The 25,859-nt window shown below is 68.5% G+C and carries 20 protein-coding genes; 3 read left to right on the top strand and 17 right to left on the bottom strand.

Features of this window, described 5'->3' with window-relative positions; genetic code table 11:
• Positions 1-67: 67 nt before the first annotated feature.
• The 9 genes from OG522_RS24725 to folC form a co-directional block, all read right to left on the bottom strand.
• Positions 68-1,612, bottom strand: coding sequence for a CYTH and CHAD domain-containing protein (locus OG522_RS24725; RefSeq protein ID WP_329465183.1), 1,545 nt, complete (start codon positions 1,610-1,612; stop codon positions 68-70).
• A gap of 91 nt (positions 1,613-1,703) precedes the next feature.
• The gene (gene rodA / locus OG522_RS24720; protein ID WP_329465182.1) at positions 1,704-2,894 is read right to left on the bottom strand and encodes a rod shape-determining protein RodA; all 1,191 of its coding nucleotides are present in this window, start codon (positions 2,892-2,894) and stop codon (positions 1,704-1,706) included.
• A 4-nt stretch (positions 2,895-2,898) separates the two neighbouring features.
• Positions 2,899-5,127, bottom strand: a complete 2,229-nt coding sequence (gene mrdA / locus OG522_RS24715) for a penicillin-binding protein 2 (protein WP_329465181.1) — start codon at positions 5,125-5,127, stop codon at positions 2,899-2,901.
• A 19-nt stretch (positions 5,128-5,146) separates the two neighbouring features.
• Positions 5,147-5,821, bottom strand: a complete 675-nt coding sequence (gene mreD, locus OG522_RS24710) for a rod shape-determining protein MreD (RefSeq protein WP_329465180.1) — start codon at positions 5,819-5,821, stop codon at positions 5,147-5,149.
• Positions 5,822-5,833: 12 nt separating this feature from the next.
• Positions 5,834-6,958, bottom strand: a complete 1,125-nt coding sequence (gene mreC, locus OG522_RS24705; RefSeq protein ID WP_329465179.1) for a rod shape-determining protein MreC — start codon at positions 6,956-6,958, stop codon at positions 5,834-5,836.
• A gap of 119 nt (positions 6,959-7,077) precedes the next feature.
• On the bottom strand, positions 7,078-8,097 hold the full coding sequence (locus tag OG522_RS24700) for a rod shape-determining protein (protein ID WP_053727412.1): 1,020 nt from the start codon (positions 8,095-8,097) through the stop codon (positions 7,078-7,080).
• Positions 8,098-8,363: 266 nt separating this feature from the next.
• Positions 8,364-8,777 (bottom strand): nucleoside-diphosphate kinase, encoded by a 414-nt coding sequence (gene ndk / locus OG522_RS24695; RefSeq protein ID WP_329465178.1) that lies wholly within the window; start codon positions 8,775-8,777, stop codon positions 8,364-8,366.
• A 128-nt stretch (positions 8,778-8,905) separates the two neighbouring features.
• Positions 8,906-9,253, bottom strand: a complete 348-nt coding sequence (locus tag OG522_RS24690) for a DUF4233 domain-containing protein (RefSeq protein WP_329465177.1) — start codon at positions 9,251-9,253, stop codon at positions 8,906-8,908.
• A gap of 4 nt (positions 9,254-9,257) precedes the next feature.
• The gene (gene folC / locus OG522_RS24685; protein ID WP_329465176.1) at positions 9,258-10,802 is read right to left on the bottom strand and encodes a bifunctional tetrahydrofolate synthase/dihydrofolate synthase; all 1,545 of its coding nucleotides are present in this window, start codon (positions 10,800-10,802) and stop codon (positions 9,258-9,260) included.
• 102 nt (positions 10,803-10,904) lie between these two features.
• Here folC and OG522_RS24680 point away from each other — a divergent pair, with 102 nt between their 5' ends.
• Positions 10,905-11,912, top strand: a complete 1,008-nt coding sequence (locus OG522_RS24680) for a rod shape-determining protein (RefSeq protein ID WP_329465175.1) — start codon at positions 10,905-10,907, stop codon at positions 11,910-11,912.
• 220 nt (positions 11,913-12,132) lie between these two features.
• Here the strand turns inward: OG522_RS24680 and OG522_RS24675 are convergent, their stop codons facing one another.
• The 3 genes from OG522_RS24675 to OG522_RS24665 form a co-directional block, all read right to left on the bottom strand.
• Positions 12,133-13,296 carry a sensor histidine kinase gene (locus tag OG522_RS24675; RefSeq protein WP_329465174.1) on the bottom strand — a complete coding sequence of 388 codons (1,164 nt, stop codon included), beginning with the start codon at positions 13,294-13,296 and terminating at the stop codon, positions 12,133-12,135.
• Positions 13,297-13,484: 188 nt separating this feature from the next.
• Positions 13,485-16,109: a valine--tRNA ligase gene (locus OG522_RS24670; protein WP_329465173.1), complete on the bottom strand. Its 2,625-nt coding sequence runs from the start codon at positions 16,107-16,109 to the stop codon at positions 13,485-13,487.
• A 26-nt stretch (positions 16,110-16,135) separates the two neighbouring features.
• Positions 16,136-17,524, bottom strand: coding sequence for an RNA-guided endonuclease InsQ/TnpB family protein (locus OG522_RS24665; protein WP_329465172.1), 1,389 nt, complete (start codon positions 17,522-17,524; stop codon positions 16,136-16,138).
• 83 nt (positions 17,525-17,607) lie between these two features.
• On the opposite strand from OG522_RS24665, the gene tnpA reads away from it, so the two are divergent.
• Complete coding sequence (gene tnpA, locus OG522_RS24660) at positions 17,608-18,204, top strand: IS200/IS605 family transposase (protein WP_329465171.1); 597 nt, start codon at positions 17,608-17,610, stop codon at positions 18,202-18,204.
• Positions 18,205-18,291: 87 nt separating this feature from the next.
• On the top strand, positions 18,292-19,266 hold the full coding sequence (locus tag OG522_RS24655) for a hypothetical protein (RefSeq protein ID WP_329465170.1): 975 nt from the start codon (positions 18,292-18,294) through the stop codon (positions 19,264-19,266).
• Positions 19,267-19,606: 340 nt separating this feature from the next.
• On the opposite strand, the gene OG522_RS24650 is transcribed toward OG522_RS24655, so the two are convergent.
• From OG522_RS24650 to tig, 5 genes are all read right to left on the bottom strand, one after another.
• Positions 19,607-20,701, bottom strand: a complete 1,095-nt coding sequence (locus OG522_RS24650) for an IS630 family transposase (RefSeq protein WP_329460845.1) — start codon at positions 20,699-20,701, stop codon at positions 19,607-19,609.
• 672 nt (positions 20,702-21,373) lie between these two features.
• Positions 21,374-22,666: an ATP-dependent Clp protease ATP-binding subunit ClpX gene (gene clpX, locus OG522_RS24645; RefSeq protein WP_161254410.1), complete on the bottom strand. Its 1,293-nt coding sequence runs from the start codon at positions 22,664-22,666 to the stop codon at positions 21,374-21,376.
• A 176-nt stretch (positions 22,667-22,842) separates the two neighbouring features.
• Complete coding sequence (locus OG522_RS24640) at positions 22,843-23,526, bottom strand: ATP-dependent Clp protease proteolytic subunit (RefSeq protein WP_329467725.1); 684 nt, start codon at positions 23,524-23,526, stop codon at positions 22,843-22,845.
• A gap of 46 nt (positions 23,527-23,572) precedes the next feature.
• Complete coding sequence (locus OG522_RS24635; RefSeq protein WP_329467724.1) at positions 23,573-24,181, bottom strand: ATP-dependent Clp protease proteolytic subunit; 609 nt, start codon at positions 24,179-24,181, stop codon at positions 23,573-23,575.
• Positions 24,182-24,436: 255 nt separating this feature from the next.
• Positions 24,437-25,831, bottom strand: coding sequence for a trigger factor (tig, locus tag OG522_RS24630; RefSeq protein ID WP_329465169.1), 1,395 nt, complete (start codon positions 25,829-25,831; stop codon positions 24,437-24,439).
• Between the last annotated feature and the right edge of the window lie 28 nt (positions 25,832-25,859).

Below are 25,859 nucleotides of genomic sequence, written 5' to 3'. Positions count from 1 at the left end.
GCTGGCGGGGGGCGACTCTCAAGCGTAACCCGAGCCGGGGCCGCCCCTTCCCGCCGAACGGCCCCGGTCAGGCGCCCAGCCTCCGCCTGAGCTTCGCCTTGGCCGCGCGGGCCCAGACCACGGGCAGTTCACGCTCGTCCTCGGCGGCCGCTGCCTCCTCCTGCCCGTACAACAGTCCCCAGGTGAACGCGGACTCTCCGGCCGCGTGGGCCTGGGCGGCCAGGGTCCGCAGGGAGTCGCGGGCGACCACGCTGTCCTGATGGTCGCCGAGCACGTTCTGCACGGCCTTCATCCGCTTCGCGAACTTCTCGGCGGGCCTGCCGAGGGCGGCGGCCGCGGCCTCGGCGGCGTACCGGGCACGCTTGGCGGCCTTGCGGGCCTCGTGCAGGGCGACGTCCCGGTCGTGACCAGGTGCGAGGTCGAGCGCGGTGCGGACGCGGCCCGCGAGCCGGTCGTAGTCCTTGAGGACCGCTTTGACGAGTACGCCGCAAACGGGCCGGTCCGCTGCAGGGAGCAGCGGCGGGGCCGCGAGCAGCGCGTCGAGAGCGTCGAGCAGCCGCAGGTATCGCTTGCTGTCGAGGACGGCGATGGTGGTGCGGCGGGAGCCGGTGCGGCGGGACACGGTCCAGATGCGCAGCCGGCCGCGCACGGGCCCGAGCAGCAGGGTGCGGGGCAGCGCGTCGATGCGGGTCTTGAGGCGCTGGGCGAGGACTTCCTGGTCGCGGTCGACGCCGAGTTCGGCGGCGAGCCACTTGAGCTCGTCGCCCAGGGGGTCGCTCACCGTCCGGTCGACGACTGCGGCGTACGTCTTGAACGCGCTGCGCAGCCGGCGGGTGGCGACGCGCATCTGGTGCACGGAGTCGGGCAGTTCGCGGCGGACGGCCGGGTCGAGTGCGACCAGGGCGTCGCGCTGGGTGCGCAGGAAGGCGAGCACGTGGGCGCCCGCGGTGCCTTCGGCGGGCGCGGTGGTGTGGGGGGCCGGCTTCGGGGAGTTCGGCGGCGCCGTCTCGTGCAGGGCGCGGGCGACCTTGGAGGGGCTGGCCGCGGGGTGGATGCCCGCCTCGCGTAGCCGGGTCTCCACCCGGTCCAGGATGCTCTGGTCGTGGACGCCGTCGGCGAGTTCGACCTCGATCTCGGTCCAGGCGGCCGTCGAGGACCCGGCGCGCAGCCCTTCGGCACGGACGGTGTCGATGCTGAGTTCGGCGAGCAGCGAGCCGTCCTCGGCGAGCAGGTGGCGTACGTCGCGGGAGGACAACAGCCGTACGACGGGGACGAGTTGGGCCCCGCGGACGCGGGAGCGCAGCAGGGCGGCCAGCGAGCGCGGGAGGCGGTCGGAGAGCGGGGCGCGGATCTCGTCGCGGACGCTCGCGGCCACTGGGAACTTCAGGTGCCAGCCGGCGTCGGATCCGCCCGTTCTGCGGCGCAGGGTGACCGAGGCGGCGTCCAGGCGCAGGTCGTCGGTGTCGTAGTAGACGGCGTCGAGTTCGGCGACGCCCTGGCCGGCGACCTTGTCGATGCCCGCCACTCGGGTCAGGTCGGGGAGCTGCGCCGTCTCCGCGTCGGCCGGTGTGAACTCGAATTTCCGCTCGATCTCGCGCTTCGTGTCCGCCATGACCAGAATCTAGACGTGTTCGACGGTGGACGGCAGTACGCCGGACCAGCCATTTCTCCGGCCGGTCCGGCGTGCTCGCGTCGTGCGCTCGTTATGCCGTTATCGGGCGCTGCACCCGGATCGACTGGAGCAGCCCTATGGCCACCCACACCGCGAACATGGAGGAGCCTCCGTAGGAGACGAAGGGCAGTGGGATACCGGCCACCGGCATGATGCCGAGCGTCATGCCGATGTTCTCGAAGGACTGGAAGGCGAACCAGGCGATGATGCCGGCCGCCACGATGGTGCCGTACAGCTCGGTGGTCTCGCGGGCGATGCGGCAGGCGCGCCACAGGATGACGCCGATCAGCACGATGATCAGGCCCGCTCCGACGAAGCCGAGTTCCTCTCCGGCGACCGTGAAGACGAAGTCCGTCTGCTGTTCGGGGACGAACTGCCCGGTGGTCTGGGAGCCCTTGAAGAGCCCGGTGCCGGTCAGGCCGCCGGAGCCGATGGCGATCCTGGCCTGGCCGGTGTTGTAGCCGACGCCGGCCGGGTCGAGCTTGGGGTTGGCGAACGCGGCGAAGCGGTTGATCTGGTACTTGTCCAGTATCCCGAGCGTGGCGACCAGGATCGCGCCGATCACGCCGGCGCCGAGCAGCCCGAAGATCCAGCGGTTGGATGCCCCGGAGGACAGCAGCACGCCGAGGATGATCACCACGATGACCATGGTGGAGCCGAGGTCGGGCATCAGCATGATGCAGCCGATCGGGATCACCGCGATGCCGAGCGACTTGACGACGGTGCGGTGGTCCGGATGGAGCTGGTCACCGGCGTCCACCCGGGCGGCCAGCAGCATCGCCATGCACAGGATGATCGCGATCTTGGCGAACTCGGACGGCTGGAGGGAGAATCCGCCGCCGAGCACGATCCAGGAGTGCGCGCCGTTGACGGTGGCGCCGAGCGGCGAGAGCACCGCGAGCAGCATCAGGATGGAGAGCCCGTACAGGATGGGCACGGCACCGCGCAGGGTGCGGTGCCCGAGCCAGATGGTGCCGACCATCAGGCAGAGTCCGATGCCGGCGTTCACGATGTGCCGGATCAGGAAGAAGTACGGGTCGCCCTGGTTGATGGCGGTGCGGTTGCGGGTGGCGGACCACACCAGGAGCGAGCCGATGAGGCAGAGCGCGAGGGCCGACAGGAGCAGCGGCCAGTCGAGCCTGCGCAGCACGGAGTCGCGCGCCGTGAGCTTGGCGAGGGCGCCGCGCTCGGGGGCGTACCGCTGGACGGAGAAGCCTGCCATGGCGCTAGTCCCTCCGTGGGTTGCGGTTGTCGACGTTGGTGGCCGGGCTGTTGCTGGGCTGCGGCTGGCCATTGGGCTGCGGCTGACCGTCGGGCTGTGTCTTGTCCTTGGTCTTGCCGGCGTTCGGGTCGTAGGCGGCGACGGTCGGCGCGTCGATGGAGCCGTCGGCCTGGATCTTGGGCAGGGACTGCTCGGGCTGCGGCAGCATGGCGCGCTTGAGGTCCTGGTGGCCGGCGTCGTCGACGCCGTACATCGCCTCGTAGATCTTGCGCACGGCCTCACCTGAGGCGCCGGAACCCGTACCGGCCTGGGCGATCGTCATGACGACCGTGTAGTCCTTGGAGTAGGTGGCGAGCCAGGACGTGGTCTGCTTGCCGTAGACCTCGGCGGTACCGGTCTTGGCGTGCAGCTCGATCTTGTCCTGCGGCCAGCCCTGGAACTTCCAGGCGGCGGTACCGCCGGTGACGACGCCCGCGAGGGCCTTGTTGAAGCCGTCGAGGGTGGCCTGGGAGACCGGCAGCTTGCCGTTGACCTTCGGCGTGATCTCCTGCACGGACTTGCCGTCGGCGCTGACGATCGCCTTGCCGATGGTCGGCGCGTGCACGGTGCCGCCGTTGGCGATCGCCCCGTAGATCATGGCCTCCTGGATCGGGGTGACGAGGGTGTCGCCCTGGCCGATGGAGTAGTTGATCGCGTCGCCCTCGCGCATCTTGTTGCCTTCGAGGCAGTTCTCGTACGCGATCTTCTCGACGTAACTGCCGTCCTTCTTACCGGTCCTGCACCAGGCGTCCTTGTTGGCCTTGAAGTAGCTCTCCTTCCACTGGCGGTCCGGGACGCGGCCGGTGACCTCGTTGGGCAGGTCCACGCCGGTGGGCTTGCCGAGGCCGAACTGGTGGGCGGCCTTGTAGAAGAAGTCCTTGGGCTGCCCCTCCTTGGGGTTGATCCCGCCGTCCTTCTTCCACTCGTTGTCGGCGAGCCCGTAGAAGACGGTGTCGCAGGACACCTCAAGGGCGCGGCCCAGCGAGATGGGACCGAAGCTCTCGCCCTCGAAGTTCTTGAAGACTTGTCCACCCACGGAGTACGAGCTGGTGCAGGGGTAGCCGCCGTCCCACTTGTAGCCGGCCTCGACCGCGGCGGCCGTGGAGACCACCTTGAAGGTCGAGCCGGGCGCGGCCTGACCCTGTATGGCCCGGTTCAGCAGCGGGTAGTCGCCGTCCTTGCCGGTGAGCTGCTGGTAGTCCTTGGCGGAGATGCCGCCGACCCAGACGTTCGGGTCGTACGTCGGCGCGGATGCCATGGCGACGATCCGGCCGGTCTTGGCCTCCATCACGATGACGGCGCCGGAGTCCGCCTTGTAGTTCTCGTTGGTGATCTTGTCGAACTGCTTGCGGGCTTCGACCATCGCGTTGTTCAGCTCGTACTCGGCGACCGCCTGCACGCGTGCGTCTATCGACGTGATGACGTTGGAGCCGGGCTGCGCCTTGTCGCTCTCCGCCTGGCCGATGACCCGGCCGAGGTTGTCCACCTCGTACCGGGTGATCCCGGCCTTGCCGCGCAGTTGCCTGTCGTACGTGCGCTCAAGGCCGGAGCGGCCGACCTGGTCGGAGCGCAGGTAGGGCGAGTCGGTGTCCTTCGCCTTGGTGATCTCGTCGTCGGTGACGGGCGAGAGGTAGCCGAGCACCTGGGCGGTGTTGGCCTTGCCGGGCGCGGGGTAGCGGCGTACGGCGGTGGGGTCCGCGGTGATGCCGGGGAAGTCCTCGGAGCGTTCGCGGATCTGCAGGGCTTGCTGGGTGGTGGCTTCGTCGGTGACCGGGATCGGCTGGTAGGGCGAGCCGTTCCAGCAGGGCTTGGGGGTCTTGGCGTCGCAGAGCCTGACCTTGTCCATGACGTCCTGCGGCTTCATGCCGAGCACGGCTGCGAGCCGGGTCAGGACGGCCTTGCCCCGATCGGGCATCTTGCTGAGGTCGGTGCGCGAGGCGGAGACGACGAGGCGGGTCTCGTTGTCGGCGAGCGGGACGCCGCGGGCGTCCAGGATGGAGCCGCGCACCGCGGGCTGGACGACCTGTTGTACGTGGTTGTTCTTCGCCTCGTCCGTGTACTCCTTGCCGTTGCGGATCTGGAGGTACCACAGGCGTCCGCCCAGCGTCAGCAGGAGCGAGAAGACCAGGACCTGGATGATGACGAGCCGGATCTGCACCCGGGGGGTGCGGCCCGTCTCGGGGATGTTGCTCATGCGGTGACGACCCCCTGGTTCACAGTCGCTTGACGCCCTTGATGCGGCCGGCTCGGGCCGCTCTGTTCTTGGCGGCCTTCAGCCGGAGCCCGCCGCGCTGGTTGCCGATGCGCAGGCCGGTGCCGCCGGAGAGCCAGCCGGAGGTGATGTTGCTCCTGGGGTTGCCGTTGGCGGTGGTCTCGACGAGCGGGTCGTTCTCGGCCCGCCGGGCGATCGCCATGATCAGCGGCACCGTGAACGGTGCGAGCAGCAGGTCGTAGACGGCCGCCGTGAACAGCAGGCTGAGCAGGCCGACATGGCGGGCCGCGGTGTCCCCGACGAGCGCGCCTACCAGCGCGTACAGCAGTGTCGAGCCGATGGCCGCGCCGACCACCACCACCATCGGGCCGACGGCCGAGCGCAGCCGGCCGTGGTCGGGTTTGGCGAGCCCCGCAAGGTAGCCGATCACGCACAGGACCAGGGCGTAGCGCCCGGCCGCGTGGTCGGCGGGCGGCGCGAGGTCGGCGAGCAGTCCCGCGCCGAAGCCGACGAAGGCGCCGCCGACGTGTCCGTACACGAGGGCCAGGCCGAGGACGGTGAGGAGCATCAAGTCCGGTACGGCGCCGGGGAGTTGGAGGCGGGCGAAGACGCTCACCTGGATGACGAGGGCGACGACGATCAGGGCGGCGGAGAGGAGGACCCTGTTGAGACGCATCTGGATCAGCTCCTACTGCTCGCCGTCGGCATTGTTGGCGTTGGCGTTGCCGTTGGGATTCGGAGGCGGATTGGCGTTCGCGTTGGTGTTGGTGTTGGGATTCGCGTTCGCGCTGGGGTTGGCGTTCGCGCTGGGGTTGGCGTTCGCGTTCGCGTTGGGGCTCGCGTTCGCGGCCTGATCGTTGTTCGCGTTCGCGCTGGGGTTGGCGCTGCCCTGGGCGTTGGGGCTGGCGGGCGGGCTGGCCGTGACGGTGACCGTGGGCGTCGGGGTGGGCTGCGGCTTGGCGGGCAGCACCTGGTCGCGGGGGTCGGTGCGCGGGGCCTCGACGACGACGCCGACGATGTCGAGCTTGGTGAAGCCGACGAACGGGCGGACGTAGATCGTGCGGGTCAGGTCGCCGCCGGAGGGGTCGACCTTGACGACCTCACCGACCGGGACGCCCGGCACGAACGGCTTGTCGGCCTGGGATCCGAAAGTCACCAGACGGTCGCCCGGGTTGACCTTGGCCTTGCCGTTGAGCAGCTGCACCGACAGCGGCCGGTCGCCGTGGCCGGTGGCGAAGCCCAGTTCGTCGCTCTTCTCCATGCGGGTGCCGACGGTGAAGTCGGGGTCGTTGGCGAGCAGCACGGTCGCGGTGGAGGGCCCCACGGTGGTGACCCGGCCGACCAGGCCCTCGCCGTTGAGCACGGTCATGTCGCGCTTGATGCCGTCGTTGGATCCGGCGTCGATGGTGACGGTCCAGGAGAAGCCCTGGGCCGCTCCTATGGCGACGACCTGGGCGGCCTTGATGGTGTACTGGCCCTCGCCCGCCGTCTTCAGCATCGCGTCGAGCTGGCCCAGCCGGGAGCGGTTGCGGGCGTCGCTGCCGAGTTTCTGGCGCAGCGCCTCGTTCTCGGCCTGCAGGGTGGAGATCCTGTCGTGCCGCTTGCCCGAGTCGCGTACCGCGCCGATCGCGTTGCCGATCGGGTCGACGGCGGCCGCGACTGCGTTCTCGACGGGGCCGAAGACGGTGGCGGCGGCCTGCCGGGCGCCGTCCACCGGTGAGTTCTCCCCGCCTCTGATATCGACCGTGATCAGCGCGAATGCGACGGCGATCAGCAGCACCAGGAGCAGCCGGCTCTCTCGTGTGTCCCTCACGTGCGGCGGCCGTGCCTTCCTCGTAGGAATGTGGATCTACAAGATCTCTTCGATCTGTATATCAACGATCCGCCGTACGGGTTGGCAGTGACCCATACGGCGGACAGCAGGCCCCGGAGCTATCTGCGGGGCTGCGCGTCGAGAACCTGCTGGAGGGCCTCGAACTCCTCCACGCACTTGCCGGACCCGAGGGCCACGGAGTCCAGCGGGTCCTCGGCGATGTGGATCGGCATGCCGGTCTCGCGGCGCAGCCGCTCGTCCAGACCGCGCAGCAGGGCGCCGCCGCCGGTGAGGACGATGCCGCGGTCCATGATGTCTCCGGAGAGCTCCGGCGGGCACTTGTCCAGCGTGGTCTTGACGGCGTCGACGATCGCGTTGACGGGCTCCTCGATCGCCTTGCGCACCTCGGCGGCGGAGATCACGACGGTCTTCGGCAGTCCGGAGACGAGGTCTCGGCCGCGGATCTCGGTGTGCTCGTCCTTGTCGAGGTCGTACGCCGAACCGATCGTGATCTTGATCTGTTCCGCGGTCCGCTCACCGAGAAGGAGGGAGTACTCCTTCTTGATGTGCTGGATGATCGCGTTGTCGAGCTCGTCGCCCGCCACCCGGATGGACTGCGCGGTGACGATTCCGCCGAGCGAGATCACGGCGACCTCGGTGGTGCCGCCGCCGATGTCGACCACCATGTTCCCGGTGGCCTCGTGGACCGGCAGGCCCGAGCCGATGGCCGCGGCCATGGGCTCCTCGATGATGTGCACCTGGCGGGCACCGGCCTGCGTCGAGGCCTCGATGACGGCGCGGCGCTCCACTCCCGTGATGCCGGAGGGCACACAGACCACCACACGCGGGCGGGCCAGGTAGCGGCGCTTGTGGATCTTCAGGATGAAGTAGCGGAGCATCCGCTCGGTGATCTCGAAGTCGGCGATCACGCCATCCTTCAGCGGCCGTACGGCGACGATGTTGCCCGGCGTACGGCCGATCATCTTCTTGGCCTCGGCGCCGACCGCCAGGATGCCGCCGGTGTTGGTGTTGATCGCGACCACGGACGGCTCGTTCAGGACGATTCCGCGGCCCCTGACGTACACCAGCGTGTTGGCGGTCCCGAGGTCGACAGCCATGTCACGGCCGATGAACGACATTTTGTTGCTCCCCATGAGGATGCGTCCGGCCTTCCCTAATCGAGCGTTGACGGCTTCTCAGGTCGGCGAGGTGGGTGCTGTGAGCGTGAGGCCCCATCGTAGTCCGGCCTGCACGGACACGGCGCGGTGGTCCACCTCAGTAATGGTGACGTCGTGTCGGGGCGATGCGTTCCCGAAGTCGGCCCGCATATGCCGCAGGGCGACCGAAATTCCTTCGGTCGCCCCAGGTCATGAGCGCTATATGGCTGACATCTCGTCAGAAACGCTCAGCTGCGGCCCGGGAAGAAGATCTTCAGTTCTCGCTCCGCGGACTCCGCGGAGTCCGAGGCGTGGATGAGGTTCTCCCGGACGATGGTTCCGAAGTCGCCACGGATCGAACCGGGGGCCGCCGCGATCGGGTCGGTGGGACCCGCCAACTGGCGTACGCCCTCGATGACGCGCTCACCCTCGACCACCAGGGCGACGACCGGACCGGACGCCATGAAGGCGACCAGCGGCTCGTAGAAGGGCTTGCCCTTGTGCTCGCCGTAGTGCTGTTCCAGGGTGTCCTGATCCAGGGAGCGCAGCTCCAGCGCGGAGATGGTCCAGCCGGCCTTGCGCTCGATACGGCTGATCACCTCGCCGATCAGGCCACGGCGAACGGTGTCGGGCTTGAGCAGGACGAGGGTGCGCTCGGTCATGGTGTGCGGCTCCTTGCAGGCATACGTGTGCGGTGTGCCGAGGCTACCGGGTGGGGCTGAACGGGTGGCACCCGGACCTGCCGGTACGGCGTTCCGCGCCCGTCACCCGCCCGGCCCCACGCGCCGCCCTACTGCGGCTGGGCCTCCGCCTGCGCCGCGAACCTCGCCTTCGCCTCGTCGATCTTGCGCCCGAAGTGCACCGAGGCCCACCACAGCGCCGCGAACATCAGGCCCATGAAGAACATCATCGGCACGGCGAAACCGCTCGCGATCAGGGCGATCTGGAGCGCCCAGCCGAGCTCGACCCCGCCGCGCCGGCCCAGCATCCCGCAGAGCAGCACCGAGAACAGCATGCCGATGCCGCACACCGTCCACACCGTGGCGGACGTGAGGTCCGGGTCCTTCATCGCGACGAGCCCGGCGAAGGCGATGACGAAGAATTCACCGATCAGGGTGGACGCGCAGAGCGTACGCATCGGCTCAGCCCCTCTTCAGCAGCAGCCGGGCGTCGCCGACCGTGAACACGGAGCCGGTGACGAGGACGCCCGCGCCCGCGTACTCGTCCTCCTCCTCGGCCAGGGTGATGGCCGCTTCGATCGCGTCGTCCAGACGCGGCTCGACCACGACCCGCTCATCGCCGAACACCTCGACGGCCAGCGCTGCCAGCTCGTCCACGTCCATTGAGCGCATCGAGGTGTTGGCGGTGACGACGACCTCGGCGAAGACCGGCTCGAACGCTTCGAGCAGGCCCTTGACGTCCTTGTCGGCGCTGGCGGCGACCACGCCGATCAGGCGCGAGAAGCCGAAGGCCTCGGTGAGTCCGTCGGCGGTGGCGCGCGCGCCCGCCGGGTTGTGCGCGGCGTCCAGGACGACGGTGGGCGAGCGGCGCACCACCTCAAGGCGCCCCGGCGAGACCACGGAGGCGAACGCCTTGCGGACGGTGTCGATGTCCAGCGGCCGGGCGTGCTGCGAGCCGATACCGAAGAAGGCCTCGACCGCGGCGAGCGCCACCGCCGCGTTGTGCGCCATGTGGGCCCCGTACAGCGGGAGGAAGACCTCCTCGTACTCGCCGCCGAGCCCGCGCAGCGTCAGGAGCTGGCCGCCGACGGCGACCTCGCGGGCGACGATGCCGAACTCCATGCCCTCGCGGGCCACCGTCGCATCGGCCTCGACGGCCTTCTTCAGCATGACCTGGGCCGCGTCGACGGGCTGCTGGGCCAGGATCACGGTCGCGCCCTGCTTGATGATCCCGGACTTCTCGACGGCGATCTCGGCGGGCGTGTTGCCGAGGCGGTCGGTGTGGTCGAGGTCGATGGGGGTGACGACGGCGACGCCCGCGTCGATCACGTTCGTCGCGTCCCACGAGCCGCCCATGCCGACCTCCACGACGGCCACGTCCACCGGGGCGTCCGCGAAGGCCGCGTACGCCATGCCGGTGAGGACCTCGAAGAAGGAGAGGCGGAACTCCTCCTTGGCGTCCACCATCTCGACGTACGGCTTGATGTCCTCGTAGGTCTCGACGAAGCGCTCGGCGGGGATCGGCAGACCGTCCAGGCTGATGCGCTCGGTGATCGACTGGACGTGCGGCGAGGTGTAGCGGCCGGTACGGAGCTCGAAGGCGCCGAGCAGTGCCTCGATCATGCGGGCGGTGGACGTCTTGCCGTTGGTGCCGGTGATGTGGATCGTCGGGTAGGCGCGCTGCGGCTCACCGAGGACGTCCATCAGGGCGGCGATGCGACTGACGGACGGCTCCAGCTTGGTCTCGCCCCAGCGGCCCGCGAGTTCGGTCTCGACCGCGCGCAGCGCCGCGTCCACCTCGGGGTCGGCGGGCCGGGCGGGGACGGCCTCGCCCTGGGGCAGACCGCCGTGCGCGCGCAAGGTGCGGCTGCCGGCCTCGATCACCGCCAGGTCGGGGGTTGGGGTCTCCCCTGATCGAGCTGCTTCGAGATCTTGGGGAAGATTGGTTTCGGCTTCGACGATTCCGTCGAAGTCATCGGCTTCACTGCGGTCGGGCTGCTCGGTCACAGGAACCAGTCTACGGAGGGGCACCGACAGGACCTTGGACCCGCCCCTTTCGGGACGTTCGGCCCCCGGGGCCCACAGACTCTCCGGGCAAACTTGGCGATCATGGACATAGGGATCGACCTCGGGACCGCCAACACCCTGCTGTACGCCCGCGGGCAGGGCATCGTGCTCAACGAGCCGTCCGTGGTGGCGATGAAGGAGGGCGGTCGCACCGCGCTGGCCGTCGGCACCCAGGCAAAGGAGACCATCGGCCGCACACCCGGTTCGATCACCGCGATCCGGCCGCTGCGGGACGGCGTGATCAGCGACTACGAGGCGGCGGAGGAGATGATCCGCCACTTCGTGAAGAAGGCCGTGCCGGGGCGCCGCCCCCGCACCCGCATGGTGGTGTGCGTGCCGAGCGGGGTGACCCCGGTGGAGCGGCGCGCGATCGTGCACGCCGCCCGGCGGGCCGGCGCCAAGGCCGTGCACCTCATCGAGGAGCCGATGGCGGCGGCGATCGGGGCCGGGCTCCCGGTGTCGGAGCCGCGCGGTTCGATGGTGGTGGACATCGGCGGAGGCACCACCGAGGTCGCCGTGATCTCGCTCGGCGGCATCGTCACCTCGCAGTCCCTGCGGGTGGGCGGCGACCGCCTGGACACCGCCATCACCGACTACGTACGCAAGGAGCACGCGCTGCTCATAGGCGAGCGCACCGCCGAGGACGTCAAGTGCGCGATCGGGTCGGCCTGGCCGGTGCCGGGTGACGACGAGCTGGAGGAGCGGACGTTCACCGTCCGGGGCCGCCAGAAGGTGGGCGGCCTGCCCAAGACGCTCCAGCTCACGGCAGGTGAGGTGCGCGCCGCGCTCAACGAGCCGGTCGAGTCGATCATCGCGGCGGTGAAGGTCACCCTGGAGGAGTGCCCGCCGGAGCTGTCCGGCGACGTGATGGAGCACGGCATCGTGCTGACGGGCGGCGGCGCGCTGCTGCCGGGCCTGGATCTGCGGATCGCGTCGGCGACGGGCATCGCGGCGTTCGTCGCACAGGAGCCGCTGGACTGCGTGGTGCTCGGCTCGGGCAAGTGCGTGGAGGACTTCGACCAGTTGCAGCGGGTGCTGGCCGGCGGGTAGCGAGGCTGGGCCTTCCCGGGCGGGCTGGCACACCGGGCTGGGGCGCGCCCGCCCCGTCAGGCGGACCCGGCCCACCGAGCCGAGGGCACGCCGCGCCGTCACGCGGACCCGGCCCACCGAGCCGAGGGCACGCCGCGCCGTCACGCGGACCCGGCCCACCAAGCCAGAGCACGCCCCCCGTCACGCGGACCCGGCCACCGGGCCTGGACGCGCCGCCCGGTCACCCGCTCCGGGTCCCGGCCGGAAGCGTGGCCCTCACCTCGTACGTGGTGCCGGTCCGGGTCGTGGTGAGGGTGCCGCCCATGGACTCCACCCGCTCCCGCATCGAGAAGGTGCCGGTCCCCGTGGACACCGGCTCCTTCACCGGGGCCGAGGCGGGCAGCGGATTGAGCACGGTGACGACGAGGTTGCCGTCCGCGAGCCGGATCGTCACCGAGACCGGCTCGCCCTGGGCGTGCTTGACCGCGTTGGTCAGGCATTCCTGGACCACTCGGTAGACCGCGGCCTGCCGCAGCGGGGACAGCCGGTGGGCGGCGGCCGCGATGTCGAGGCCGACCGGGGTGCCCGCGCCGCGGCTCTCCTCGGCCAGCGCGGCCAAGCCGTCGAGGCCGGGCGTGGCGGTGCGTTCATCCGCCCGGCGCACGATGATCTCGTTCAGCATGAGGTGGGCCCGTCGCGCGGTGTCGGCGAGTTCCTCGAAGTCCTTGTGGTGCGGCTCGTTCCTGGCCCGGATGGCGAGCACCTCGGAGCGCACCGCGAGCATCGTCAGCTCGCGGCCCACCATGTCGTGCACGTCCCTGGCCACCGAGACCCGCTCGGCCTGCACCGCCTGGAGGGCCGCGGTCCGGCCGCGCTGGACCTCCAGTTCGCGGACGAGGTCGTGCCGGTAGGCCGAGATGCCGACCCCGGAGGCGAGCACCCCCACAGGAACCACGATCGCCAGGAACGAGCTGAGCGTCTCGCCCCGGCTGTCGGGCCAGCCCGGCAGGTTGAACAGGACGTAGGCGACCGCGATGTAGCCGATGGTGGCGAGCACCGCCGCCCGCCGGCCCCGGAAGCGGCCGAGCGAGTACAGCGCGAACTGCACCAGGTTCAGCTGGTGCAGCCAGCCCAGATAGCCGAGCGCCACCACGTACGGCAGCCACGGCCAGCGGCGTCGGAAGAGCAGGGTGGCGGCGCCCAGCGCGAGGACCGGAGGCGCGGTGTAGCTGTTGAGGGAGTTGTCGGCCTTGGCCAGGCCCGGCACGTCCAGGACCATCAGACCGAAGCAGCTCAGCGCGATCAGCACGTCCAGGGCGCGCTCCTCGCCCACCCAGCGCGCGCACAGGGCGCGCGCCGCCGCCGGCGCGCGGCGCAGCGCGGAGGTGGCGGGCGTGGTCTGCATGCCCTCCATCATCCAAGGTCTTTCGGCCTGAATCCCCCAGCCGAATGGCCCACATGTAGTGATATGTCGCACGCGGCGCCGGACCGTTCCCCCTCCTCCCCCGGGCGCCCACCGAGATCCCGGGCCCGGTCGCCCCGTACGCGAAAGGCCCCCGGAGCGGCGTGCTCCGGGGGCCCCTTCGGACGAGCTCAGCCCTGCGGCAGGTTCGCGATCTGGTTGGTGATCCGCTCGATGTCGGCCTCCGCCTTGGCGAGCCGCGTACGGATCTTGTCGACCACGTTGTCCGGGGCCTTCGCGAGGAAGGCCTCGTTGCCGAGCTTCTTGTTCGCGTCCGCCTTCTCCTTCTCGGCCGCACCGAGGTCCTTGGCCAGGCGCTTGCGCTCGGCCTCGACGTCGATGGTGCCGGACAGGTCGAGAGCCACCGTCGCGCCCGCGACCGGCAACGAGGCGGTGGCGTGGAAGCCCTCGCCGGCCGGCTGGAGACGGAGGAGCTGACGGATGGCCGCCTCGTGCGGGGCCAGCGCGGTGCCGGTCAGGGTCAGCTCGGCCGGGACCTTCTGGCCGGGCTGGAGCCCCTGGTCGGAACGGAACCGGCGGACCTCGGTGACGACCTGCTGGACCAGCTCGATCTCGCGCTCGGCGGCCTCGTCGCGGAAGCCACTGTCCTTCGGCCAGTCCGCGACGACCAGCGACTCGCCGCCGGTCAGCGTCGTCCACAGCGTGTCCGTGACGAACGGGACGATCGGGTGCAGAACCCGCAGCATCACGTCGAGGACCTCACCGAGGACCCGGCCGGAGACCTGGGCCTGCTCACCGCCCGCGAAGAACGTCGTCTTCGACAGCTCGACGTACCAGTCGAAGACCTCGTCCCACGCGAAGTGGTAGAGCGACTCGCTGAGCTTCGCGAACTGGTAGTCCTCGTAGTACGCGTCGACCTCGGCCACCGTCTTGTTCAGCCGGGACAGGATCCAGCGGTCGGTCGCCGACAGCCGCTCCACGGGCGGGAGTTCACCCTCGACCGTGGCACCGTTCATCAGCGCGAAGCGGGTCGCGTTCCAGATCTTGTTGGCGAAGTTGCGGGACGCCTGGACCCAGTCCTCGCCGATCGGGACGTCCGCACCCGGGTTGGCACCCTTGGCGAGCGTGAAACGCACCGCGTCCGAGCCGTAGTTGTCCATCCAGTCCAGCGGGTCGACCGCGTTCGGGTTGGACTTCGACATCTTCTTGCCGAACTCGTCGCGGACCAGACCGGTCAACGCGACCGTCTTGAACGGGACTTCACCGTCCATCGCGTACAGGCCGAACATCATCATCCGGGCGACCCAGAAGAAGATGATGTCGTGACCGGTGAGCAGGACGTCGGTCGAGTAGAACTTGTCCAGGTCCGGCGTCTGCTCCGGCCAGCCCAGCGTGGAGAACGGCCACAGACCGGACGAGAACCAGGTGTCGAGGACGTCGGGGTCCTGGCGCCAGCCCTCACCGGTCGGAACCTCGTCGTCGGGTCCGACGCAGACGACCTGACCCTCCGGGCCGTACCAGATCGGGATGCGGTGGCCCCACCACAGCTGGCGCGAGATGCACCAGTCGTGCATGTTGTCGACCCAGTCGAAGTACCGCTTCGACATGTCCTCGGGGTGGATCTTGACCCGGCCGTCGCGGACCGCGTCACCGGCAGCCTGCGCGAGCGGGCCGACCTTGACCCACCACTGCATCGACAGACGCGGCTCGACGGTCGTCTTGCAGCGCGAGCAGTGGCCGACCGAGTGCATGTACGGGCGCTTCTCGGCGACGATGCGGCCCTGCTCCTTGAGCGCGCCGACGATCGCCGAGCGCGCCTCGTAGCGGTCGAGCCCCTGGAAGGGCCCCGGGACCGTGATGATGCCGCGCTCGTCCATGACGGTGATCGACTCAAGACCGTGCCGCTGCCCGATGGCGAAGTCGTTCGGGTCGTGCGCCGGGGTCACCTTGACGCAGCCGGTGCCGAACTCGGGGTCGACGTGGGCGTCCGCGACGACCGGGATGGAACGGTTGGTGAGCGGCAGCTTGATGAGCTTGCCGATGAGGTGCTGGTAACGCTCGTCGTCGGGGTGGACGGCGATCGCGGTGTCACCCAGCATCGTCTCGGCACGGGTGGTGGCGACGACGAGCGTGTCGTCCCCCTCCCCGTACTTCAGCGAGACCAGCTCGCCCGCGTCCTCCTGGTACTCCACCTCGATGTCCGAGATGGCGGTCAGGCAGCGCGGGCACCAGTTGATGATGCGCTCGGCGCGGTAGATGAGCTCGTCGTCGTACAGGTTCTTGAAGATGGTCTGGACGGCCCTGGAGAGCCCCTCGTCCATGGTGAACCGCTCGCGCGACCAGTCGAGCCCGGCGCCCAGCCGCTTGAGCTGGCCCAGGATCCGGCCGCCGTACTCGCCCTTCCACTGCCAGACCCGCTCGGTGAACACCTCCCGCCCCAGGTCCTGCCGGGACTTGCCCTCCTCGGCGAGCTGCTGCTCGACCTTGTTCTGGGTGGCGATGCCCGCGTGGTCCATGCCGGGCAGCCACAGCGTCTCGTACCCCTGCATCCGCTTGCGGCGGGTGAGGGCGTCCATGAGCGTGACCTGGAAGGCGTGCCCGAGGTGCAGCGCGCCGGTGACGTTGGGCGGCGGAATGACGATGGTGTACGGGTCCTTGTCGGACGCCGCGTCAGCGGTGAAGTAACCGCGCTCTACCCAGCGCTCGTACAGCTTCCCCTCTACCTCGGCCGGCGCGTACTGGGTCGGCAGTTCGGTGATGGGCGCTGGATTCTGCTGCTGAGTGTTCTCGGTCACGGGGTCAGTTTAGGGGCGAGGGCAGCTCACGATGAAACGGGAATGTTTGTTGGCATCCTCCCCGCAGTGGCCTGCGAGGATTCCTCGCTTCCAACGATTGGAAACGCGAGGGGTTCACGCGTGCGCCCGGTTCTGCTGCCGGGCATGACCGGTCGGGTGCGGCCGGTCGGTGCGTGCTGTTCACCGCGATACCCCGCGGCAAAGGCTGCGCCCGCCGGTGTGCGGAGCGCGCGATGGAGTGTCACCGCGGCGGCGTTGTGGTCGGCGTCGTCCACGTGTCCGCAGTTGGTGCAGCGGAAGGTGTCCCGGTCGCTTCGGGACGCCGGGTCGCGGTGGTGGCAGACCCGGCACGTCTGTGAGGTGCCTGCGGCTTCCACGGCGACCAGCACCGACCCGTACATCGGGCATTTGTAGGCGAGCTGACGTCGCCGCTCCCCCGGAAGGTTGTCGAGGATGCCGCGATTGAGGCCCGCTTTGCGCGAGGCGTGGCACCGGGGAGCATCCCCACCACCCTCGGCCTTCTTCGTCATGGCCTTCACCCGCAGGTCCTCGACCGCGACCAAGCCGTGGTTCTTGGCCAGGTCGGTAGTGAGCTTGTGCGTGAAGTCCAGCCGTCGACGGGCCTGGCCGGCCTTGATACGGGCGATCTCCCGCAAGGTCCGCCGCAAGCGTGTGCCGTACACACCACCCCGGTGCCTACGCGCGTGACGCATCTGCCGCGCCTTCCGCCGCTCCAGGCCTTCCAGCCGCCGACGCTCCCCGACGGTGAGAGACGGCGGCATGAGCCGCGGCAGGGCTTCGTCGGAGAGAAAGGCAGACTGCTTGACCCCGAAGTCGACGCCGACCGGCGGCAGTTCGTTGGCAGGGGCTGCCTGATTGCGCGTGCACACGGCGAAGCTGATGTACCAGCGCCCGGAGGCATCCGTGCGAACCGTCGCGTTCCGGACCTCGCCCCCGAGGACACGGGACAGCCGGACCTTGACCTCGCCGAGCTTCGGTATCCGGACGAGAGCCCACTTCTGATTGACCCGCGCCACACGAACTGCCTGACCGGGAAGGGGGATGGAGAGCCGCGCGGATCGCTTCTTAAACCGGGGGAATCGGGCGGAATGATTCATATTCCAGAAATTGTCGTAGGCCCGGTCGAGATGGCGAAGGATCTGCTGCAGCGCCTGAGAGGGCAGCTCCCCGATCCAGTCGAGGTCGCGCCGCGCCTGCGTCAGGTAGCGGCATTGCTCATCGGCCCGCAGGCACCGGCCCCGCTGTCGGTACACATAGATCCGCTGCTCAAGAGCGAGGTTCCACACGGCACGACAGGTGTGGCCCCAGCGCTGCAAGCGCTCGGCCTGCGCCGGGGTCGGGTACAGACGGTACTTGCGTCCGGCATCCGCCGAACTGACAGACCTGCGACCCACAACCCCACCTCCGGCTCAGCCATCAACGGACACGGATCACGCTACATAGATAAGTTCAACTTGTCTGGCATACGGTGAGAACCATGTCAGCAGCCCGACTCACCCCAGCGCAGGCCTCCGATCACCTGGGTATTTCGGTCCAGGCCGTCTACGTACTCAACTCACGGCCGCAGAACGGCTTCCCTGAACCCGAACGCATCGGGCGGACGCCGACCTGGCTGTCCGCCGAGCTCGACGCGTGGCGGGCGGAGCATCCCGCGAAGAGGCCGCGGCGGCGCCCGCAACAGCGCATTGAGGCCACACCGCGGCGATCCGACACCTCGTTCCACGACCTGGCGGCGCGCATCGCTTTCGTCACCCTGCACCGTCGGGCACTGCTGACTGCTGAGATGCTGCGCCTGGCGGAGCACTCCCTGAGGGAGGCTGCTCGGGCAGCCGATGCTGAGATCGAGGGCTTCGCAGGGGCGCCCGACCACATTCGTGCCACAGTCCGCTATCCAGCTGCCCTCGCCGCCTCCGACCTGGCCAGGAAGCTCAGAGCCGCCTCTGAACGTGCCCTTCGCCAGAGCGGAGCGTCGCAGGTCTGGGCCCCTTCATACTTCGTGGCCTCCACCGGAACCGATCCCTCCGGCCGGATCGACGAGTACGTGCGGGAACAGGAACAAGTCATCAACAGCTAGACATCAACCGACCCCGGCTAGTGCGGGCCACCCCCCTGTCAGTCAGGATGTCCGGATCGGATAAGCATTCCTAGGGGGAACCCAGCAATGAGCTACAACCAGCCGGGCCCGTACGGTGGCCAGCCTCAGCAGCCCGGTCCGTACGGCCAGCAGCCGCCGCAGCAGCCTTACGGCCAGCCCGCTCCGCAGCAGCCCGGCTACGGCTACCCACAGCAGGCGCCGCAGGGCGTGCCGCCGCAGCAGCCCGGCCCGTATGGGCAGCAGCCGCCGCAGCAGCCCTACGGCTACCCGCAGCAGCAGCCCCAGCAGCCCCCGTACGGCGCCCCGATGCAGCCCATGCCCCCGGCCCCGCCGAAGAAGAAGACCGGCGTCATCATCACGGCGGTCGTCGTTGCGGTCGCGGTCATCGGCGGCGGCGTCTGGTTCCTGACGAAGGGTGGCGGCAACGGCGACGTCTCCGCGAGCACCAAGGGCTACAAGCTGGTGGCCCCGGCCGCGGTGGCCGACTACAAGAAAGACACCTCCAAGTCCGCCGAGGACAAGCCGATGTCGGACAAGGACAAGGCGGCGACCGAGGCGATGGGAGTCAAGGACCCCCACTCGACGTCCGGAAGCTACAAGTCGGGTGACTCCAGCAATCCGATGATGGCCAAGATGCTGCTGCTCAACGGCGTTTACGGCGACATCAGCGACCCGGCGAAGACCCTTGACGCCGCCTTCCAGAAGTTGCAGAAGGGCAGCGACGAGGACAAGGCTTCCAGTTCGTCGGACGACAAGACGAAGATGGAGCTGGTCGGCACACCCACGGCGGTGAAGCCGGCCGGTTTCAGCGGTGCCCTCATGAAGTGTCAGAACGCCAAGGTGACCGACACCAGCGGCACGGCCAAGGGACCCAGCTCCGCGCAGATTCCGATCTGCATCTGGTCCGACTACAGCACCGTCGGCATCGTGGAGGCCGTCGACATCCAGCAGATGATGGGCACGGGTGGCACGACCATGCCCACCAACCAGGTCGCCGACCTCGCCGCGAAGCTCTACAACACCGCGCGCGTCAAGAAGTAGCCCGAGACGTAGCACAAGGATCGATCAAGAGGGGCGCCCCGCCGACCAGTCTGGCGGAGCGCCCCCCTGCATTCTGCGCCACCGTGCCGGGTCCTAGCTACCGCCGACCGATCGTTGGCCCGCGGCGCCGTGCCATTACAGGGAAGGGGCATCAAAGTGCGCGGTCAGCTCCCGCGGGACTAGGGCACGCGGACACGACTGTTACTTCGTCACCTCACCCCCGACGGAGGCTAGTTGCGGCTGCCCCTCGGCGTACTGCCGCCACGGCCCCCGGCCAACCAGCGCCGCCAGGCACCTCCCGGAAGGTCAAGCCCCCTAGTGTCTCGTGATCCCGTTTGTGTCACTTGGAGTTGTTTGCGACGAGCTTCTTGATGCTGGTCTGGACGAGTCGGACCTTCGTGAGGATCTCGTCGGTGGTTGCGGTCCAAGTAAAGGGTTTGGCCTCGGAGTTCCAGGAGTCGATGTAGTCGCGGATCTGCTTGATCAGGACGTTCACGCTGGAGAATGTGCCGCGGCGGATCGACTGGCGGGTCAGGATTCCGAACCAGGTCTCGATCTGGTTGATCCAGGAAGAGCCGACGGGGGTGAAGTGGAAGTGGACGTGCTGATTGTTGGTCAGCCATGCCTTCACCTCCGGCGTGGTGTGCGTGGAGAGGTTGTCCAGGACGACATGAATCTCCTTGTCCGCATGCGGTTTCACCACCTTCTTGAGGAAGGCCAGGAAGTTCACGGCGTTCCGGCTCGGCCTGCACTCGCCGGTCACTTCGCCCGTGGCGACGTTGAGTGCGGCGAACAGGTTCGTGGTGCCGTGCCGGACATAGTCGTGGGTGCGCTTCTCGGTGGCTGCGAAGGTCACCGGCAGCACCGGCTGGGTCCGGTCCAGCGCCTGGATCTGCGTCTTCTCATCCACCGAGAGCACCACCGCGCCACCGGGCGGAGCCAGGTAGAGGCCGACGACATCAGCGACCTTGTCCGCGAACGCGGGATCCTTCGAAATCTTGAAGGTGCCCTTGCGATGCGGTTTGAGGTTCTCCTCGCGCCAGACCTTTGCGATGTAGTGCCAGGACACGGTGACGTTCTCGGTCCGCTTCAGATACTTCGCCAACTCCCGCGTCGACCAATGCGAAAGACCGGTGCCGACCGGCGGCGTCATGCGCGTCAATGCGATCACCCGCGCCCGGACCCGCGTCGGCACCTGCTCGCGCGCCCCGCCCGGACAGTCGCCCTCCAGCCCGGCGAGCCCGCGCTCGGCGTAACGGGTCCTCCAGCGGTCCACGGTCGGCAATGACACCCCGAGCAGTTCGGCAATGTCCTTGCGCCGGCGCCCCTCACCGGACCACAGCACGATCCGGGCCCGGGTGGCCACATCGGCGGGCACGTCCCGACTGTTCGCCAACTCCCGCAACTCGGCGGCCTGTTCCACGGAAAGCTCCATGCCGGGAGCAACGAGTCACACAAGATCAAGTAATGCCGACGGAATCACGAGACACTAGAGCGCCCGCCTCTTCGAGAGGCAGAGTGCTGGATGCGCGCGGGCTGCCCAACAGGAAGCTCCATCAACGACAACTACGTTTCGCGATGCCGTGCGGCATTACGCCAAATTGCATGCGCTAAAGCGTGCAGCCCAAGGCACACCCGCGTTCTCCAACAAATCCATACACCGCGGATTAGGCATTAGCGATCCCGGATCCTTAGCCTGGGCACAGGCATCTCTCGTTTTCGGCCCCACAGGATAGCCATAACCGGCAATCTGAGCAGCGCAAGCGTCCGCGTCAGCCGATGCTGGCGTGGCGGTTGCCAGTGGCACTGCGGCAGCTGCTACAGCCAGGCAAAGCACTGAAACAAAGCGGCCGAATTTCGGACGAGGCATCAGAACACTCCATTCGCGATTAGTTATTGGCCCGCGGCAGCCAATTAGATCATGCGAGGAATCGGGCACCAAGGCGAGCCGAGAGAATGGCTTGAACTGCACGCTCGCCATGCCAGTCATTATTTGCCCGCGGGCATGAAATTCCTCGTGTAGCTAGCCGCATAGAGCACGACGGAGGGGCGCCCGGTCAACTTCCTTGACCGGGCGCCCCTTCGTCGTGCATACGCCGGCGCAGCGCTACGCGCTCTTCTCGTGCCGGCCGTCGTTCTTCACGATGCGGGGCTCGCGCGGGACCAGCGTCGGGTTGACGTTGTTGCGGACGACGTCCGCGGTGATGACGACGCGGGCGACGTCCTTGCGGGACGGGACCTCGTACATCACCGACTGGAGGACTTCCTCCATGATGGCGCGCAGGCCGCGCGCGCCGGTGCCGCGCAGGATGGCCTGGTCGGCGATGGCCTCCAGGGCCGGGCGGTCGAAGTCCAGCTCCACGCCGTCGAGTTCGAACAGGCGCTGGTACTGCTTGACCAGCGCGTTGCGCGGCTCGACCAGGATCTGGAGGAGCGCTTCGCGGTCGAGGTTGTGGACCGAGGTGAGGACGGGCAGGCGGCCGATGAACTCGGGGATCATCCCGAACTTCACCAGGTCCTCCGGCATGACCTCCTGGAACTGGTCGCTGGCCTCGATCTCGCGCTTGGAGCGGATGGTCGCTCCGAAGCCGATGCCCTTGGCGCCGGCCCGGGACTCGATGATCTTCTCCAGGCCCGCGAAGGCGCCGCCCACGATGAACAGCACGTTCGTCGTGTCGATCTGGATGAATTCCTGGTGCGGGTGCTTGCGGCCGCCCTGGGGCGGGACCGAGGCCGTCGTGCCTTCGAGGATCTTGAGCAGGGCCTGCTGGACGCCTTCGCCGGACACATCGCGCGTGATCGACGGGTTCTCGCTCTTGCGAGCCACCTTGTCGATCTCGTCGATGTAGATGATCCCGGTCTCGGCCTTCTTGACGTCGTAGTCGGCGGCCTGGATCAGCTTGAGCAGGATGTTCTCGACGTCCTCGCCGACATAGCCGGCCTCCGTCAGCGCCGTGGCGTCGGCGATGGCGAACGGGACGTTGAGCATGCGCGCCAGCGTCTGGGCGAGCAGCGTCTTGCCGGAGCCGGTGGGGCCGAGCAGCAGGATGTTGGACTTGGCGAGCTCGATCGCGTCGTCGCGGCCCGTGCCGCCGCCGTTCTCACCGGCCTGGACCCGCTTGTAGTGGTTGTAGACCGCCACCGAGAGGGCCTTCTTCGCGGGCTCCTGCCCGACGACGTACCCCTCAAGGAACTCGTAGATCTCGCGCGGTTTGGGAAGTTCCTCCCACCGCACCTCGGAGGACTCGGCGAGTTCCTCCTCGATGATCTCGTTGCAGAGGTCGATGCACTCGTCGCAGATGTACACCCCGGGGCCTGCGATGAGCTTCTTCACCTGCTTCTGGCTCTTTCCGCAGAACGAGCACTTGAGCAGGTCGCCGCCGTCACCGATGCGTGCCACGAGGTGCTTCCCCTTCGCCTGGGAGACGCCATGTGCGCCGCCTCCTGGTGCCTACTGCGTTTTCCGGGGGGACGCCCCCAGACCCCCTACCGACGGTACCTTGCCGAGCCCCCCGTTCGGGCCCCCCTTGGCGCGGTTCACTTCTCCGTGGACCGCGCCGAGGGCGCCGAAGCGGTTCAGGCCGCCGCGGCGGACGTCGTCTTGCGGGTCGAAACGATCTGGTCGACCAGGCCGTACGCCAGCGCGTCCTCGGCCGTGAGGATCTTGTCGCGCTCGATGTCGTCGCGGATCTTTTCGATCGGCGTGGTCGAGTGCTTGGCCAGCAGGTCCTCCAGCTGCTTACGCATCCGGAGGATCTCGTTGGCCGCGATCTCCAGGTCGGAGAGCTGCTCGCGGCCGGTGCCGCCCGAGGGCTGGTGGATCAGGACGCGGGCGTTCGGAAGCGCCATGCGCTTGCCCGGCGTACCGGCGGCCAGCAGGACCGCGGCGGCCGAGGCCGCCTGGCCCATGCAGACCGTCTGGATGTCGGGCTTCACGAACTGCATGGTGTCGTAGATCGCCGTCAGTGCGGTGAAGGATCCACCCGGGCTGTTGATGTAGATCGAGATGTCGCGGTCCGGGTCCATCGACTCCAGGCACAGCAGCTGCGCCATCACGTCGTTGGCGGACGCGTCGTCGATCTGCACGCCGAGGAAGATCACGCGCTCCTCGAAGAGCTTCGCGTACGGGTCGTACTCGCGCACGCCCTGCGAGGTGCGCTCGACGAAGCGCGGGACGATGTAGCGGTTGTCGACCTGCGGGCCGGTGTAGAGGCCTGCGGCGTTGGCCGAGTTGAAGTTGCTCATTGGGGTGTTCACCATCCTGGTGGCGTTCAAGTGGGCAGGGGAAGCGGTGCGGGCCGGGGGCTCAGGCCCCGGTGCCACCGCCGCCCGGAACGCCCGAGGCAGCGGAGATGATCTCGTCGATGAGGCCGTAGTTCTTGGCCTCCTCCGCCGTGTACCAGCGGTCGCGGTCGCCGTCGCGGATGATCGTCTCGACGGTCTGGCCGGAGTGCGCGGCGGTGATCTCGGCCATGCGCTTCTTCGTCCGGATCAGGTACTCGGCCTGGATCTTGATGTCGGAGGCCGTACCACCGATGCCGGCGGAGCCCTGGTGCATCAGGATGTCGGTGTTGGGGAGCGCGAAGCGCTTGCCCGCGGTGCCGCCGGTCAGCAGGAACTGGCCCATCGAGGCGGCCATGCCCATGCCGATGGTGACGACGTCGTTCTGGATGTACTGCATGGTGTCGTAGACCGCCATGCCCGCCGTCACCGAGCCACCGGGGCTGTTGATGTAGAGGTAGATGTCCTTGTCCTGGTCGGCAGCGGCCAGGAGGAGCATCTGGGCAGTGATCTTGTTGGCGATCTCGTCGTCGACCTGCTGGCCGAGGAAGATGATGCGGTCGTTGAGCAGTCGGCTGTAGACCTGGTCACCGAGGCCACCACCGAGGGACGGCTCACCGGCGGCGTAAGGCATCAGATTCGTCACGTATCCACCTGCTCGTCTCTGACGGCTTCGGCCGTCTCAGCGTCTTCGTTCCGAGGGCGCGGACTCCGGCTCGCCAGACTCCACCACCTTCGTATTCATGGACCCTAACGCGCAGGTGGGACAACGCCATCCCGGTTCCCGAACTGTTCGCTCGGAGCGCAAGGTGGTTGAACCGGAATTACATACGAAGGAGGGCCCGTACGCGACTGCGCACGGGCCCTCCTTCGTGGATCGGGGTGAGGATCAGGCCTCGGTCTTCTCCGCGGAGTCGGCCTCGACGGCCTCGCCCTCGGCGGCGGCGACGACGGCCTCGGCGACCTCGTCCTCGTCGTCCTCGAGGTCGACGACCTCACCGTTGGTGTCGGTGACCTTGGCGGCCTCGACCACGACGGCCAGCGCCTTGCCGCGGGCGACCTCGCCGACGAGCATCGGCACCTGGCCGCCCTCGACGACGGCCTGGGCGAACTGGTCCGGGCTCATGCCGGAGGACGCCGCACGCCGCATGAGGTGCTCGGTGAGCTCCTCCTGGTTGACGTTCAGCTTCTCCTTGTTGACGAGCTCGTCAAGGATGAACTGGGTCTTGATGCCCTTGACCGCCTGCTCCTCGGTCTCGGCGGTGAACTCTTCCTCGGTCTTGCCCTGGATCTCCAGGTACTTGGCGAGGTCGATGCCCATCTGGCCGAGCTGGTGGTGCTCGAGGTTGTGCTTGCGGGTCTGGATCTCGTCCGCGAGGAGCTTCTCGGGGATCGGGACCTCGGCCAGCTTCAGGAGCTCGTCCAGGACGCGCTCCTGGGCCTGGGTGGCCTGGTCGTACTGCTTCATGTTCTCAAGGCGCTTGCGGCTGTCGGCCTTGAGCTCGTCCAGGGTGTCGAACTCCGACGCGAGCTGCGCGAAGTCGTCGTCCAGGGCGGGCAGTTCACGGGCGGCGACCTGGGTGACCTTGACGGTGACCTCGGCCTCCTTGCCCTCGGCCGAGCCGCCCTTGAGCTCGGAGGTGAAGGTGGCCTCGCCACCGGCCTCCAGGCCCTTGACGGCGTCGTCGATGCCTTCGAGGAGCTCGCCGGAACCGATGGTGTACGAGACACCCTCGGCCACGCCGTCCTCCAGGACCTCGCCGTCGACCTTGGCCTGCAGGTCGATCGTCACGACGTCGCCGTCCTCGGCGGCGCGCTCGACGGGGGAGGTCGAGGCGAAGCGCTCGCGGAGCTGCTCCACGGACTTCTCGACGTCCTCGTCGCTGACCTCGACGGCGTCCACGGTGACCTCGATGCCGGAGTAGTCCGGGATCTCGATGGCCGGGCGGATGTCGACCTCGGCGGTGAAGTTCAGCGTCTCGCCGTCCTTCAGCTCGGTGATGTCGACCTCGGGCTGACCCAGCGGGTTCAGCTCCGCCTCGTTGATCGCCTCGGTGTAGAACTTCGGAAGCGCGTCATTGACGGCCTCTTCGAGCACGGCGCCACGACCGAACCGCTGGTCGATCACTCGGGCCGGGATCTTGCCCTTACGGAAGCCCTTGACCGTGACCTGCTGGTTGATCTTCTTGTACGCCGCGTCGAGGCTGTCCTTGAGCTCCTCGAAGGGCACCTCGACAGTGAGCCGAACCCGAGTCGGGTTCAGGGTCTCCACGGCGCTCTTCACGGTTCGGTCTCCTTGTGGCTGACTTCTT

This window comes from Streptomyces sp. NBC_01431 (genome assembly GCF_036231355.1).
GTDB lineage: Bacteria > Actinomycetota > Actinomycetes > Streptomycetales > Streptomycetaceae > Streptomyces.
Note: the sequence above shows the minus strand (reverse complement) of the source record. Positions and strands in the feature narration are given on the sequence as shown.

What these genes read in the sequence shown, in the direction of transcription:
- OG522_RS24725 (WP_329465183.1), bottom strand. Translation starts at nt 1,612, where the DNA reads ATGGCGGACACGAAGCGCGAGATCGAGCGGAAATTCGAGTTCACACCG.
- rodA (WP_329465182.1), bottom strand. Translation starts at nt 2,894, where the DNA reads ATGGCAGGCTTCTCCGTCCAGCGGTACGCCCCCGAGCGCGGCGCCCTC.
- mrdA (WP_329465181.1), bottom strand. Translation starts at nt 5,127, where the DNA reads ATGAGCAACATCCCCGAGACGGGCCGCACCCCCCGGGTGCAGATCCGG.
- mreD (WP_329465180.1), bottom strand. Translation starts at nt 5,821, where the DNA reads ATGCGTCTCAACAGGGTCCTCCTCTCCGCCGCCCTGATCGTCGTCGCC.
- OG522_RS24700 (WP_053727412.1), bottom strand. Translation starts at nt 8,097, where the DNA reads ATGTCGTTCATCGGCCGTGACATGGCTGTCGACCTCGGGACCGCCAAC.
- ndk (WP_329465178.1), bottom strand. Translation starts at nt 8,777, where the DNA reads ATGACCGAGCGCACCCTCGTCCTGCTCAAGCCCGACACCGTTCGCCGT.
- OG522_RS24690 (WP_329465177.1), bottom strand. Translation starts at nt 9,253, where the DNA reads ATGCGTACGCTCTGCGCGTCCACCCTGATCGGTGAATTCTTCGTCATC.
- OG522_RS24680 (WP_329465175.1), top strand. Translation starts at nt 10,905, where the DNA reads ATGGACATAGGGATCGACCTCGGGACCGCCAACACCCTGCTGTACGCC.
- OG522_RS24675 (WP_329465174.1), bottom strand. Translation starts at nt 13,296, where the DNA reads ATGCAGACCACGCCCGCCACCTCCGCGCTGCGCCGCGCGCCGGCGGCG.
- tnpA (WP_329465171.1), top strand. Translation starts at nt 17,608, where the DNA reads ATGTCAGCAGCCCGACTCACCCCAGCGCAGGCCTCCGATCACCTGGGT.
- OG522_RS24655 (WP_329465170.1), top strand. Translation starts at nt 18,292, where the DNA reads ATGAGCTACAACCAGCCGGGCCCGTACGGTGGCCAGCCTCAGCAGCCC.
- OG522_RS24650 (WP_329460845.1), bottom strand. Translation starts at nt 20,701, where the DNA reads ATGGAGCTTTCCGTGGAACAGGCCGCCGAGTTGCGGGAGTTGGCGAAC.
- OG522_RS24640 (WP_329467725.1), bottom strand. Translation starts at nt 23,526, where the DNA reads ATGGTGAACACCCCAATGAGCAACTTCAACTCGGCCAACGCCGCAGGC.
- OG522_RS24635 (WP_329467724.1), bottom strand. Translation starts at nt 24,181, where the DNA reads ATGCCTTACGCCGCCGGTGAGCCGTCCCTCGGTGGTGGCCTCGGTGAC.